Here is a 13,057-nt window from a genome sequence, read left to right as displayed (position 1 = left end):
TCATGGTGATGGTGCGGGGTCGGTCTGCGTAGCTGCCGGCACGTCATCAGCGGGGAGCTGATGACCGCCGGGGGCGCGGCGCGGCCGAAGCATTCGCTAGCGAGGTCTGCCCGCTGCCGAAGGCGCATATTCGTCAGGGCATTTGGCATCAGTCGCGACCGGCCAGCCTGGGGTCCAGCGCGCGCTGGGCGAGATCCGCCGCGAGCGTCGCCAGCAGCGTGGTGGCGGCGACGAGCATGAGGGCAAGGAGCGCGAGGTTGTTGTCGTTGCCCATGACCGCGTCCGTCAACAGCTTGCCCATGCCGGGGCGGGCGAAGACGGTTTCCGTGATGAGGGCGCCGGAGACGAGGGAGCCGGCATCCAGCGCCAGGATCGAGAGGAGCGGCACCGCGGCGTTGGGCAGCGCGTGGCGGATCGCGATGCGGGACTCCGGGTTGCCGCGGGCGCGGGCGGCGGTGATCCAGGGGGATTGCAGCACCTCCGCCATGCTCGCCGCCGTGTGGCGGGCATAGGCGGCGAGGTGGGCGATGGCGAGGGTGGCGACGGGGAGGATGAGGAAGCGCGCGGCTTCCGCGAAGCCGCCCCCTTCCGGCGAGCCGCCGGCCGGGAGCCAGCCGAGGGTAACGGCGAAGAGGATGATGAGAAGGATGCCGAGCCAGAAGGCCGGCAGCGCCTGGGAGAGAAGGGCCACGGCATTCACCGCGCCGCGCCAGCGGGGGCGCAGGGCCGCGAGCATCCCGGCGGCGACGCCGAGCGAGGCGGCCAGCGCGAGGGCGGCGCCGAGCAGGACGAGGCTGCCGCGGAGGGCGGGCCACAGCACCTCGGCGGCGGGGCGGGCGAAGAGGCGGGAATAGCCGAACTCGCCGCGCAGCACGCCCGTGGCCCATGCCCACCAGCGGGCAAGGAGGGGTTGGTCGAGGCCGTGCAGCGCGCGCATCCGCGCGACATCGGCCGGGCCGAGGCGCGGGTCGGCCATCATGGCGAGCGAGATCGGGTCGCCGGGCATGGCGCCGATCGCGAGATAGGCGACGAGCGAGAGCAGCGCGAGGGTAATGGCGATCTGCGGCAGCCTGCCCGCGATCATCCGCAGCATCTCAGCGCACCCGCCAGTCCGTGACCCAGAGCGAGGAGGGCGACATGTTGCCGGTCGGGCGCACGCCATCGAGCCATTGCGGCCGGACATGCGGCTCCGCCCGGTGCCAGAGGGGGATCGCGGGCAGATCGCGGTGGGTCATGGCTTGCAGGCGCGCCCAGAGGGGGCGGCGCTTCGCGGCGTCCAGCTCCTGCGGCAGGGCTTCGAGGAGCGCGTCCATCTCGGGGTTGCGGTAGCCCGGGTAGTTCTGGCCGGACCAGTTGCGCTCGGCGGTCGGGATCTCGTCGGAGTGCAGGGTGGTGCGAGGCACGTTCTCGGGGCTGCTGATCCAGGCATAGAGGACGGCCCCCTGGAAGCGGCGCTGGGAGAGGGTTTCGCCGAAGAGGACGCGGGGCGGCTGGTTGGCGATGCGCGCCTCCACCCCCGCCGCGCGCCACATGCCCTGGATGACCTGCAGCACGGTCTCGCGGGAGCGGTTGCCGGCGGTGGTCTGGAGATCGATGGCGAGGCGGGCGCCCTCCGCATTGCGGCGGATCCCGTCCGGACCCGGGCGCCAGCCGGCTTCCTCCAGCAGGGCGGAAGCACGGGCGGGGTCGAAAGGCCAGGGGGCGAGCGAGCGGTCCAGCATGGGGTCGTCGGGGTGGATGGCGGTGGCGGCGACGGGCTGGCGGTTGTCGAAGAGGCTGGCGGTGATCTTCGGACGGTCGATCGCGAGCATGAGGGCCTGGCGGACCCGGATGTCGGCAAGGACGGGGTTGTCGAGGCGAAGGTCCAGGTGCTCCCAGACAAGGCCGGGGCGGTAGCTGAAGCGGAAGCGATTTCGGGCGCGGCGCTCCAGCGCGATAGCCTGGTCGAGGGAGAAGCCGAGCTCGCCCGCGACCATGTCGATCTGGCCGGCGAGGAGTTGCGCTTCCAGCGCCGCCGAGTTCTCGACCACGCGGATATTGATCCGGCGGAAGGTGGGGGCGGGGCCAGCCCAGGCCTCGTTGCGCTCCAGCGTGACGCCAGCGCCGGGCTGCACGGCAGTGACGCGGTAGGGGCCGTTCCAAAGCCCGGGGTTGGTGGTGTCGGTGTCGTAGGCAGTGCGCGAGCGGTAGTTGCGGCGATCCGCCTCCCAGATGGCGCGGTCGATATGGGCGGGAAGGGGTTCGAAGCCCTCGGCGGAGCCGGCATCGAAGCTCCGCTTGTCGAAGCGCAGCGTGACGCTGCGCGGGCCGTCCGAGAGGAACTCGTAGGCGGAGCGGTAGAACTCGGCGCCGCCGAAGCCGGTCTCGAAGGCGCGCCCGGCCTCCCAAGCGAAGCGCATGTCCTCGGCGGTGACGGGGCGGCCGTCGCCCCAGCGGAGGTCGTCGCGCAGCCGCCAGGTGACGCGCATGCCCGGCTTGCCGTCGGGCGTGGTCTCCAGGACGACGCCGCCGTTCTCGATTGTCGGCAGCGTCTCGCAGGCGAGGCAGAGGGGGAGCCAGTCGGGGCCGTGGCCGGTGAGCGGGCGGCGGGCGAAGCCGAGGATGTAGGACTTCGCCGCCATGCTCTCGATGTTCGGGTGGAAGGTGCCCGTGGCTTGCGAGATGCCGATGGTGAGGGTGTCTCGCGGCTGGGCCCCGGCGGGAGGGGCCGCGAGGAGGGCCAGGAGGGCGACGAGGGCGCGGCGGCCCCAGGAGGCCGTGTGCGTGGGTGCCATCTGCATGAGGGGATGATGGCGCGCCCGCGGGCGGGAAGGTAGGGCCCGCCCGCCCGCTCACGGCTCAGTCGCCCGTCACGAAGTCGAAGAGCAGCTTCATGTTCAGCACCACGATCAGCGCCGCCGAGGCCCATCCGAGGGCGAGCTGCCAGGCGGGGGCGCGGAGCGCGCCGAGGCGGGCGCGGTCGCCGGCGAAGAGCATCAGCGGGATGACCGCGAAGGGGAGCTGGAGCGAGAGCACGACCTGAGAGAGAACGAGCATGCGCGCCGTACCGCTCTCGCCGTAGAGGGCGGTGACGATGACGGCGGGGACGATGGCGACGAGGCGCGTGAGCAGGCGGCGCACCACGGGGTTGAGGCGGAAGCGGAGGAAACCCTCCATCACCACCTGGCCCGCCAGCGTTGCCGTGACGGTGGAGTTGAGGCCGCAGGCAAGCAGCGCGATGGCGAAGAGATAGGGGGCGGCGGTGCCGAGGAGCGGCGCGAGGAGTTCGTGCGCGTCGCCGATCTCCGCGACCTCGGTGTTGCCGTTCGCGTGGAAGGCGGCGGCGGCGAGGATGAGGATGGAGGAGTTGATCAGCAGCGCAAGCCCGAGTGCCACGGTGCTGTCGATGGTGGCGAAACGGATTGCTTCCTTCTTGCCCGCTTCGTCGCGGCGGATGTCGCGAGATTGGATGACGGCGGTGTGCAGGTAGAGATTATGCGGCATCACCGTAGCGCCGAGGATGCCGAGCGCGATGTAGAGCTGCGTCTGGTTCGTCACGATGGAGGCGGAGGGCAGGTAGCCGCGGATCACCTCACCCCAGTTCGGATCCGCCATCACCAGCTGCGCGACGAAACAGCCGGCGATAAGGGCGATCATGCCCATAATGAAGGCTTCGAGCCAGCGCATCCCCTTGTTCTGCAGCCAGAGGATGAGGAAGGCGTCGAGCGCGGTGAGCAGCACGCCGATTAGCAGAGGGATACCGAAGAGGAGCTGCAGCGCGATGGCGGTGCCGATCAGTTCCGCGAGGTCGGTCGCGCAGATGGCGATCTCGGCGAGGAACCAGAGGGGGATGGCGACAGCGCGGGGGAAGCGGTCCCGGCAGAGCTGGGCAAGGTCGCGGCCCGTGGCCAGGCCGATGCGGGCGCAGAGGGCCTGCAGAAGGATCGCCATCAGCGAGGAGAGGAGCGCGACCGTCAGCAGCGTGTAGCCGAAGGCCGACCCGCCCGCGAGTGCGGTGGCCCAGTTGCCGGGGTCCATGTAGCCGACAGCGACGAGATAGCCGGGGCCGACGAAGGCCATCAGCCGGCGCAGCCAGCTTCCAGCGTTGGGAACGGCGATGCTGCGGTTCACCTCCGGAAGGCTAGGCGTGGCATCTCCCGGCCCAGGCACCGGTCCGGGAACGGCCTCGGGCAAGCGGCCCATGTGTCGCGCCATCGCTATCCCTTCTCCGCGGCGAACAACTGATCAATGAACAGGTGTTCAGATCGCGATATGTCGATAGATTGTGTTGTTTTTCAATATCTTGCTCCTTGTTACCTGAGCCGTTTCCCTGCCGCAAGCAGCTCCATCCGGCACCCGCTCTCCGGATCGTGCGGGAGGTCCGGGTGGGCGGGGTGGCGGGTCAGGAGCAGATGGGGGTGGAACATGCCGGGAGGGCATCATGCTGAGGATCTTCGTCGCCGCCGCCGTGCTGGCGCTGCCGGGCGTTGCGTTTGCGCAGGGAGCGCCGGCCAATATCCGGCCGACGCGCGACGTCGCGGTGACCTACCGCCTGGGCGGCATGCCAGGGCAGCCGAACGCGGGGCCGCAGGAAATGCGGATGTCCTGGTCGATTACCGAGGGCAAGCAGCGCGTCGATCCGCCGGGGGGGATGGGCTGGATGCTGATCGACCGCCGCGCGAATTCCGCGGTCATGGTGATGGAGCCGCAGCGCATGGTGCTCACGCTGCCGGCGGATGCCGCGGCGGCGATGTCGCAGGACGCGCCACCCAACGCGCGCTTTACCCGCAAGGGCACGGCGCAGGTTGCCGGGCTATCCTGCCAGGAGTGGGACGTGGCGGTGCCGCAGGGCACGAGCACGATCTGCGTGACGGAGGACGGGGTGATGCTGCGCGCGGCCTCGCCGCTGCCGGACGGGAGCGGCACGTCGCGGCTTGAGGCGACGGAGGTGCGCTACGGCGCGCAGGACGCCACGCGCTTCCGGGTGCCGGATGGCTTCCAGACGATGCAGATGCCGACGCAACCGCCCGGCGGGGCGCAGCCCTCCCCCGGCGGGGCACAGCCCTCGCCCGGCGGCGCAGCGCCCGCGCGACCGGCGCGCTGAAGTCCTGGGGCCCCGCCCGTGCGGGGCCCTTACCCGAGGGCCGTCCTCAGGCGGCGGTGATGCCCTTGGCGGCCGCTTCCTCGGCGCTGCCGATGCCGCCATGGGACCTGGACCATTCCACGGGGTTCTCGAGGAAGCGCCGGACCTCGCGCAGGGCGGGCTCCTCGAAATAGGGGCGCTCGCGGCAGACCTCGAGCACGTCCCACCAGGTGCAGAGGTGCAGCAGGTTGAGGTTCATCGCCTTCATCGTGTCGAAGGCGCCGGGGAAGACGCCGTAGAAGAAGACGACGAAGGTGTCGTCGCACTTCGCGCCGGCGTCGCGCAGCACCTGGGCGAAGCGGATCTTGGAGCCGCCGTCGGTGGTCAGGTCCTCTACCAGCAGGGTGCGCTTGCCCTCGGGCACGTCGCCCTCGATCTGCGAGTTGCGGCCGAAACCCTTCGGCTTCTTCCGGACATAGGCCATGGGCGCCATCATCCGGTCGGCGATCCAGGCGGCGAAGGGAATGCCGGCGGTCTCGCCGCCGACCACGGCTTCGATGGTCTCGTAGCCGATGTGGCGGCCGATCTTCTCGGCGGCCAGGTCGCAGATCGTCTTGCGCGCGCGGGGGAAGTAGATGATCCGGCGGCAGTCGATGTAGACGGGGCTCTTCCAGCCCGAGGTGAAGGTATAGGGCTCCTCCGGCCGGAAGTTCACCGCCTTGATCTCGAGGAGAATGCGGGCAGTGGTGAGCGCCGCGTCGCGGTCCCACTCGGAGGCGTGCTGGATGGCCATGGATCTTCTCCCTCGCGGCGGCAGCCCCCGGGCCAGGACCGAGCGGGCCGGGAGGCGGGGGGTCAAACGGCCGTTCCCTAGCGGGGCGGCGGGGCGGCGTCCATGCGCGGTTGCGCGGGGCGGGGCCGCGCCACGCCGTGGAACCTGCCCGAGCGCATCGCTGCCGGTGGTCGTGCATGACATGATGCCTGCCGGGGCTGCCCCACGGCGGGAGGAGGGGCGCGATTGAGCAGCACCGGAGGCGACTCGGCAGCCGTCTGGGTGCTGGCGGACCCGCGGGCGGGGACGGCGGCGCAGGCGCTGGGCATTGCGGAGCGGCTCCGGGTGCCCTTCCGCATCGTGCCGATGGAATGGGGGCCGCTGGCCGCGCTGCCGCTCCCGTGGCCGGGCCTCATCGGGCTTTCGGCGCAGGCGCGGGCGGCGATCGTGCCGCCCTGGCCTCGGGTGGTGATCTCGGCGGGGCGGCGCTCGGCGCCCGTATCGCGCTGGCTGCGGCGGCAGGGCGTACGGACGGTGCACTGCATGCGACCCGGCGCCGGGGCGGAGGATTTCGACCTTCTGGTGATCGGCCGGCACGACGCGCCGGAAGCGGCGGCGAACCTGCTGCCGATTCTCGGGGCCACGCACCGCGTTTCGCCCGCAGTGCTGGCGGCGGCGCGGGACGAATGGACCTCGCTGGCCGCGCTGCCGGGGCCGCGGGTGGCGGTGCTGCTCGGCGGCCCTGTCCGGGGGGAGGGGATGGAGCCCTCGGCCGCGCTGGACATCGTCGAGCGCGCGCTGCCCGGTGCGGGCAGCCTGCTCGTGACGACGAGCCGGCGGACGGGCGAGGCGGCGGGGGCGGCGTTGGCCGCGCGGCTTTCAGGCGTGCCCGGGGTGCTTCACCGCTGGGGGGCGGCAGGGCCCAACCCCTATGCCGGCTTCCTCGCCCATGCCGACCGGGTGGTGGTAACGGGGGATTCGGTCTCGATGCTGTCCGAGGCGCTGGCGACGGCGGGGCCAGTCTTCGTGGCGGGGCCGCCGCCGGGGGCACCGCGCCACCGGGCGCTGATCGCGGCCCTGGAGGCGGCGGGCCAGGCGGTGCCGATGGCGCGCTACCCCGAGGCACCCCCGCGCGCGCCGCTCGACGAGAGCGGGCAGGTGGCCGAGGTGGTGCGGGCGCGGCTCCTCGGTTGAGAGCCGGTCCTTGTGGTCGCGGAGGGGGCGCTGCCCTCCCCTGCCACGAGCGTGAGGCTCCTGGACCTGCATCTGGCTGTCGCGGGTGCGATGATTAAGGGTTGAACCCTTCGTGGTGCCTTCCTGTGCGTGCCGTCGCCTTGGGTTCAGGACCCGAGGCGCACCGGCCGTAAAGCATTCTCAACTCGAACAAAAAGATCATGGTGAGGGGGCTGGGGAGAGGAAGAACTCCTTCTCCCTCTCGCCAGCGCCACGGGCGACAGCCAGGGAAGGGGAGGGCCCACCGGCAGGAGCTCGCACCGGCCCTTGCCCGCGCGCCGTTCCGGAGGCAGGAGGGGGCCGAAGGACGGAGGAACCCCATGGCTCGCAGGCACAGGATCGCGGTCATTCCCGGCGATGGGATCGGCAAGGAGACCACGCCAGAGGGGCTGCGGGTGCTCGAGGCCGCCGGGCGGCGCTTCGGCTTCGAGTTGGAGCTGACGCATTACGACTGGTCTTGCGAGCTGTACCAAAAGACCGGTCGGATGATGCCGGAGGACGGGCTGGACCAGCTTCGCGGGTCGGACAGCATCTTCCTTGGCGCCGTGGGCTGGCCGGGGGTGCCGGACCATGTCTCGCTCTGGGGCCTGCTGATCCCGATGCGGCGGGACTTCGACCAGTACATCTCGCTCCGCCCGTGCCGGCTGATGCCGGGCGTGCGCTCGCCGCTGGCCAACCGGGCGCCGGAGGACATCGACTTCGTCGTGGTGCGCGAGAACACGGAGGGCGAGTACTCCTCCTCCGGCGGGCGGATGTTCCGGGGCACGCCGCGCGAGTTCGTCAGCCAGGAGAGCATCTTTACGCGCCACGGCTGCGACCGCGTGATGAAGTATGCCTTCGAGTTGGCGATGAAGCGGCCGCGGCGGAAGCTGACCTCGGCCACCAAGTCGAACGGCATCACCTTCACCATGCCCTTCTGGGACGAGCGCTTCGCGGAGATGGCGAAGAACTACCCGGAGGTGGCGACGGACCAGTTCCACATCGACATCCTCTGCGCGCATTTCGTGCAGCACCCGGACTGGTTCGACGTGGTGGTGGGATCGAACCTTTTCGGGGACATCCTCTCGGACCTGGGGCCGGCGGTCGCGGGCTCGATCGGGATCGCGCCGAGCGCCAACATCAACCCGGAGCGGGCGCATCCCTCGATGTTCGAGCCGGTGCATGGCAGCGCGCCTGATATCGCTGGGAAGGGCGTGGCGAACCCCATCGCGCAGATCTGGTCGGGGGCGCTGATGCTGGAACACCTGGGCGAGGCGGAGGCGGCAGGAGCGATCACAACGGCGATCGAGGCGCTGCTGGCCGAAGGCGGGCCGCGCACGCGGGACCTCGGCGGGAATGCGGGCACGGTGGAGGTGGGCAAAGCCCTCGCCGAGGCCGTGGCGCGGGGCTGAGGCCGATGCTGGGCCGGCGGGAGCTGCTGGGTGGGCTGGCGCTGGCCGAGGTGGCGCTGGCGGGGCCGGTGCTGGGCCAAGGGGCGGCGCCGGCCGAAGGCGGGGCGTTCGGCGCGCCGGAGGCCGCCTTCTCCTCCGGTGGGCGCTTCGGCGAGACCTTCATGGCAGCGCTGCGCGAGGCGGAGCGCGCGGGCGGGGGGCGGCTCGGCGTCGCGGCGCTCGATACGGCGACGCGGGCCTGGGCCACCTGGCGCGGTGCGGAACGCTTCCCGCTGGCAAGCACCTTCAAGCTCGTTCTCGCCGGCGCCGTGCTGCGAGAGGTTGACGAGGGGCGGGAGGACCTGGAGCGGCGGGTGCCGATCACGGCCTCGGACCTCGTGGACTACGCGCCGGTGACGGAGAAGCGGGTCGGGCCCGAGGGAATGCGGGTGGGCGAGCTTCTCGAGGCGATCATGGTCTGGAGCGACAACGCCGCCGCCAACCTGCTGCTGCCCCTGGTGGGCGGGCCGGAGGGGCTGACCGAGCGCGCCGGGGACTGGGGCGACGCGGGCTTCCGGCTGGACCGGCGGGAGACGGCGCTCGGCGAGGGGCGGCCGGGCGACCCGCGGGACACGACGACGCCGAACTTCATGTTGGTGAGCATGGAGCGGCTGCTGGTGGGCAACCTGCTCTCCGCGCCGCTGCGGGGTTTGCTGAACGCCTGGATGATCGGGTGCCGGACCGGGGACACGAAGATCCGCACGGGGCTGCCGCAGGGCTGGATCTGTGGGAACCGGAGCGGCACGGCAGGGTTCGGCACGAGCAACGACGTGGCGGCGATCTGGCCGCCGGGCGGGCGGCCGATACTGGTCGCCGCCTATCTCACCGAGTCCGCTGCGCCGCTGGAGGTGCGGGACGCGGCACTCGCGGCGGTGGGCCGGGCGGTGACCGCAACCTAAAAGGGCCTTCCCGGCGGCGCGGAGCCGTAACGATCCTGGCAGGCCCTGTATTCGGCGAATCGGTGCATGGGCGCAGCGCACACTTGAACGCTTGTACAGGTATCGGTATAACACGTGAAGCGGTTGCGAGTTATTCTCAACAACTGCGCAAACGGGAAGTGGGGTTCGACCGGATGGGGCAGGACTACAGCTACATCGCCCGCAATTGCGAGCGTGCCGTGGTGACCGCCTATCGCGAGTTGCGGGACGTCGGAACGAGCGATTACAGCGCCTTCGGGGCCTGCACCTCGCTCTATCGGATCCACCATCCTGAGGCGAGCATGACCGAGGCGCGCCGGCTGGTGGCGGAGTGGATCGACCACCATGTGGTGCGCGCCGATCCCGGCCCGACGCCGGGCTGCGAGTGCGACTGACACGATAAGGCCCGGCCTTGGCGCGAAACGCGCCGTAGGGCCGGTTTTCTGCCGGGCCTGACGGGAGTGCGCCATGGCCTGGGTTCTTCTCATTCTCGCGGGGCTGCTGGAGGTCGTCTGGGCCTTCGGGATGAAGGCCTCGGAGGGATTCACGCGGCCAGCTTGGGCGGCTCTGACGGCTGTCGCCATGGTCGCGAGCGTGGGCTTGCTCGGGCTTGCCATGCGAAGCCTGCCGCTTGGCACTGCGTATGCGATCTGGACGGGCATCGGGGCGCTGGGCGCTTTCCTCGTGGGAATCGTGGTGTTGGGCGAGGCGGCAACCCCGCTACGGCTGGCCTCGGCGGGGCTGATCCTTGCAGGGCTGGTGGGGCTGAAGCTCGCTTCCGGCGACTGAATGTGCGCGGGTGATGGGTGCCTTCTCGCGCCTGATGGGCCGAGCCCATGACCATCTGGCCCCGGTTGGAGCGTGCCGTCTGCGCAGGACGGACCTGGACCGGTCTCCTGACAGCGCTTCGACATCATCCTTCATGCGGCTGCTGTGCCTGGAAGCCTGATTGGCGGGGCAGTCAGTATATTTACGAAGATGACCTACTAAGTATTCGTAATATTGCGGACTCGATATACGGCCGGCTCCCAATCAAGTTCGTTTGATTTACAGAAATTTTCACTGCGCACACATCGGGAATGTAGAGCAGCATCACCGGCGTCGGATCCAAGTCCACGCCCGCTTCTTCTGTGCTGGCGTCGGTCCGACAAAGATTCATTATTCCGATCATCAACGCAGCAGAAAGAAGAGGGAGGCCGTATGCGTCCGCTCGTCCATGCCCTTCGTTGGGCCCTGCTTGTCTCGCCCTTGCTGTTGCCCATGCCCGGATGGGCAGCCACCAGTGAAGTCGCCATGCCGCTGCCGGAGACGGAGTGGTCTGAAGAGGATGTCGGGCTGAGCCCGATGCCTGATTACGTGTCGCCGACGCCGCAGCTGGAGCGGCAGGCGGCTTTCGTCGGCACGGTGACCGGCAACGAGGAGTACGACACCTACGGCTACCGTGTCGCCGATGAAAAGGCCGCGGCGCCCGAGGCGGCACGCTAGACGTCCACTTCGGTGTCCGACATCGCGAGGGCGCTGTGCCATCGCTCATCGAGGTGCTCCCGGCTTCCTGCCGGCTTAACTTGTCGTGCTGACGGTTCCAGGACCCAACAGGCGGCAATCGGTGGGATCGCCGCCATTCACGGCATTGGCGGGGCCGTTCCTGCCTGTGCTGGCATCGCCGCGGGGGCGGGAACCCTCGCGGGCGCCGTGGCGCTGATGGCGGGGACGGGGGAACTCCTCGTCGGCCAGCACATGGCGGGCGCGCTGCGCTCGGCAGGCTGCGTGCTGCTGGTGGTGGTCGCCTGGCAGTTCCCGCGGCCCGCCCTTCGTCCCGGGGCGCCCTGCGCCTCGGCGCTCGCGCGCGCCGGCGGCCTCGCGACCTTCGTTGCCGGATTCCTCGTCAGCGTGATGAACCCGGTCACGGCCACCTTCTTCGCGGGATACATGCTCGGCCGGCCACGGGAAGGTGTCTCCCTGGCGGCCATTCCCCTGGCCGTCCTATCCACGGCGTTCCTTTTCTTCCTCGCAGTGGGAGGGGCGCTTTCTCACCCCAGGCTCATGGGGCGATGGCGGCACACCGGAGAGACGCGCGGGCGGTTGCCGCGGCCCTGATCGTGATGGCGGCGCTGATGCAGTTCAGGATCGTGCTCGCGGGCTAGGTCCTGGCGGGCAGGAGATGTCCGCGCACCTCAGCCCGGCGCCCCCGGCCGCGAGAAGACGAAGGGCGCCCCGGCCGAGGCGGGGTCCAGCAGCAAGCGGTGTTCCAGCGGCGGGAAGGCGCGAGAGCGGCAGTCCGGCCGGTCGCAGAGGCGGCAGGAGAGGCCGATGCCGACCTTGGCGGAAGCGAGGTCCAGCCCGTCCGCGTAGCAGACCTCAGAGGCGCGGCCGAGGGCGCAGCCCATGGCCACGACCTGGATGGGCGCGGGCTCGCCCCAGCGGGTGGCGGGGTGTTCCACCGTGCGCGCGAAGCAGAGGAACTCGGCGCCATCAGGCAGTTCGGCCACCTGCACCACGATGCGACCCGGTGTGGCAAAGGCCGCGTGCGGGATCCAGCGCGGGCAGGAACCACCGCCACGCGCGAAGGGGAACCCGGCGGCGGAGAAGCGCTTCGAAACGTTCCCCGCGGGGTCCACGCGGAGGAAGAAGAAGGGCACGCCCCGCGCTCCCTCTCGCTGGAGGGTGGAGAGGCGGTGGCAGGTCTGTTCGTAGGAGGCAGCGAAGCGGGCGGAGAGGGCCGCCACGTCATGGCGCAGCGCGCGGGCGGCCGCCAGGAAAGGCGCGTAGGGCAGCATCACCGCGGCCGCGACATAGTTCAGCAGGCCGATGCGGAGCATGCCCGCGGCCTCCTCCGTGCTCGGCTCGATCGCGGCGATCACGCGCTCCACCGTCTCCCGTGCCTCGAGCAGCGCGAGGGTGAAGGCGAGGTGGAAGCTGCGGCTCTCGCGCGGGAGGGTTTCGCTCAGCGCCAGCTGGGCCGTGGCCGCGTCGTAGCGGCGCAGCGCGGCGCCGGGCAGAACGCCGACCGTCACGGTCAGGCCGTGATGGGCGCGCAGGCGCTCGGCGAGGGCGTGGTCCAGGGACTGGGGCGTGGGGTCGCCCAGGAGGGTGCGCAGGGTCTCGGCGGCTTCCTCCAGGGCGGGGAAGTGATTGGCGGCGTCGTGGAAGGCGTCGCGCGCTTCCTCCCCGGGCAGCAAGAGGCGGCGGCCGGAGGGGAGTGAGAGACCGGCGGAATCCTCCCGCGCCACGCGCCAGGCGCGCCATAGGGCAAGGACCGCGCGGGCGGCGTCCGGGGCGGCGGAGGCGAGGGTGGCGGCCTGTTCCTCCGACACGGCTTCGGCGCCGAGCAGCGGGTCCCGAAAAACTTCACGCAGCCCGGCCTCCAGCCGTCCCTCGGCCTGCCCGGAGAGGAGGGCGAGGTCCACCGAGAGGGCGTCGGCGATCTTGAAGACGAGGCTGGCGGTGATGGCGCGCTGATCGGCCTCGATGAGGTTCATGTAGCTGGCGGAGATGCCAAGGCGGGCAGCCAACGCGGCCTGGGTAATGCCGCGTTCCTGCCTCAGCCGCCGGACGACCCGGCCGATCATGGGGCGCGCCATGGTTTACATCCTTTACTGATTTCGGGCCTGAACAGTGAAGGACTTCACGGGTTTACGGGGTG

13 protein-coding genes are annotated in these 13,057 nt (G+C 70.7%); 8 read left to right on the top strand and 5 right to left on the bottom strand.

Annotated features, from left to right (window positions below; genetic code table 11):
• Window positions 1-148: 148 nt before the first annotated feature.
• From D9599_RS12465 to D9599_RS12455, 3 genes are read right to left on the bottom strand one after another with little or no spacing between them, the layout of a single operon-like run.
• On the bottom strand, window positions 149-1,093 hold the full coding sequence (locus D9599_RS12465) for an ABC transporter permease (protein WP_198381557.1): 945 nt from the start codon (window positions 1,091-1,093) through the stop codon (window positions 149-151).
• A gap of 1 nt (window position 1,094) precedes the next feature.
• A complete protein-coding gene (locus tag D9599_RS12460; protein ID WP_232480429.1) occupies window positions 1,095-2,780 on the bottom strand; it encodes a peptide ABC transporter substrate-binding protein in 1,686 nt (561 codons plus the stop codon).
• A 58-nt stretch (window positions 2,781-2,838) separates the two neighbouring features.
• Window positions 2,839-4,182 (bottom strand): Nramp family divalent metal transporter, encoded by a 1,344-nt coding sequence (locus tag D9599_RS12455; protein ID WP_232480446.1) that lies wholly within the window; start codon window positions 4,180-4,182, stop codon window positions 2,839-2,841.
• Window positions 4,183-4,420: 238 nt separating this feature from the next.
• Here D9599_RS12455 and D9599_RS12450 point away from each other — a divergent pair, with 238 nt between their 5' ends.
• Window positions 4,421-5,083, top strand: coding sequence for a DUF4412 domain-containing protein (locus D9599_RS12450; RefSeq protein ID WP_198381555.1), 663 nt, complete (start codon window positions 4,421-4,423; stop codon window positions 5,081-5,083).
• Between the two features lie 46 nt (window positions 5,084-5,129).
• Here the strand turns inward: D9599_RS12450 and D9599_RS12445 are convergent, their stop codons facing one another.
• Window positions 5,130-5,855 carry an orotate phosphoribosyltransferase gene (locus D9599_RS12445; protein WP_198381554.1) on the bottom strand — a complete coding sequence of 242 codons (726 nt, stop codon included), beginning with the start codon at window positions 5,853-5,855 and terminating at the stop codon, window positions 5,130-5,132.
• Between the two features lie 225 nt (window positions 5,856-6,080).
• On the opposite strand from D9599_RS12445, the gene D9599_RS12440 reads away from it, so the two are divergent.
• From D9599_RS12440 to D9599_RS12410, 7 genes are all read left to right on the top strand, one after another.
• Entirely contained in the window at window positions 6,081-7,028 is a 948-nt protein-coding gene (locus D9599_RS12440) for a mitochondrial fission ELM1 family protein (protein ID WP_198381553.1), read from the top strand.
• Between the two features lie 359 nt (window positions 7,029-7,387).
• On the top strand, window positions 7,388-8,458 hold the full coding sequence (locus D9599_RS12435) for a tartrate dehydrogenase (RefSeq protein WP_198381552.1): 1,071 nt from the start codon (window positions 7,388-7,390) through the stop codon (window positions 8,456-8,458).
• 5 nt (window positions 8,459-8,463) lie between these two features.
• Complete coding sequence (bla, locus tag D9599_RS12430; protein WP_198381551.1) at window positions 8,464-9,396, top strand: class A beta-lactamase; 933 nt, start codon at window positions 8,464-8,466, stop codon at window positions 9,394-9,396.
• Between the two features lie 173 nt (window positions 9,397-9,569).
• Window positions 9,570-9,809: a hypothetical protein gene (locus tag D9599_RS12425; protein WP_043834874.1), complete on the top strand. Its 240-nt coding sequence runs from the start codon at window positions 9,570-9,572 to the stop codon at window positions 9,807-9,809.
• A 73-nt stretch (window positions 9,810-9,882) separates the two neighbouring features.
• Window positions 9,883-10,203: a quaternary ammonium compound efflux SMR transporter SugE gene (gene sugE, locus D9599_RS12420; protein WP_198381550.1), complete on the top strand. Its 321-nt coding sequence runs from the start codon at window positions 9,883-9,885 to the stop codon at window positions 10,201-10,203.
• 411 nt (window positions 10,204-10,614) lie between these two features.
• Window positions 10,615-10,899 (top strand): hypothetical protein, encoded by a 285-nt coding sequence (locus D9599_RS12415; RefSeq protein ID WP_198381549.1) that lies wholly within the window; start codon window positions 10,615-10,617, stop codon window positions 10,897-10,899.
• Between the two features lie 207 nt (window positions 10,900-11,106).
• Window positions 11,107-11,511, top strand: a complete 405-nt coding sequence (locus tag D9599_RS12410) for a hypothetical protein (RefSeq protein WP_198381548.1) — start codon at window positions 11,107-11,109, stop codon at window positions 11,509-11,511.
• 77 nt (window positions 11,512-11,588) lie between these two features.
• On the opposite strand, the gene D9599_RS12405 is transcribed toward D9599_RS12410, so the two are convergent.
• Window positions 11,589-12,995, bottom strand: coding sequence for a short-chain fatty acyl-CoA regulator family protein (locus D9599_RS12405; RefSeq protein WP_198381547.1), 1,407 nt, complete (start codon window positions 12,993-12,995; stop codon window positions 11,589-11,591).
• Between the last annotated feature and the right edge of the window lie 62 nt (window positions 12,996-13,057).

It is taken from the genome of Roseomonas sp. KE2513, assembly GCF_016107305.1.
Classification (GTDB): domain Bacteria; phylum Pseudomonadota; class Alphaproteobacteria; order Acetobacterales; family Acetobacteraceae; genus Roseomonas.
This window is presented reverse-complemented; position numbering and strand designations above follow the sequence as displayed.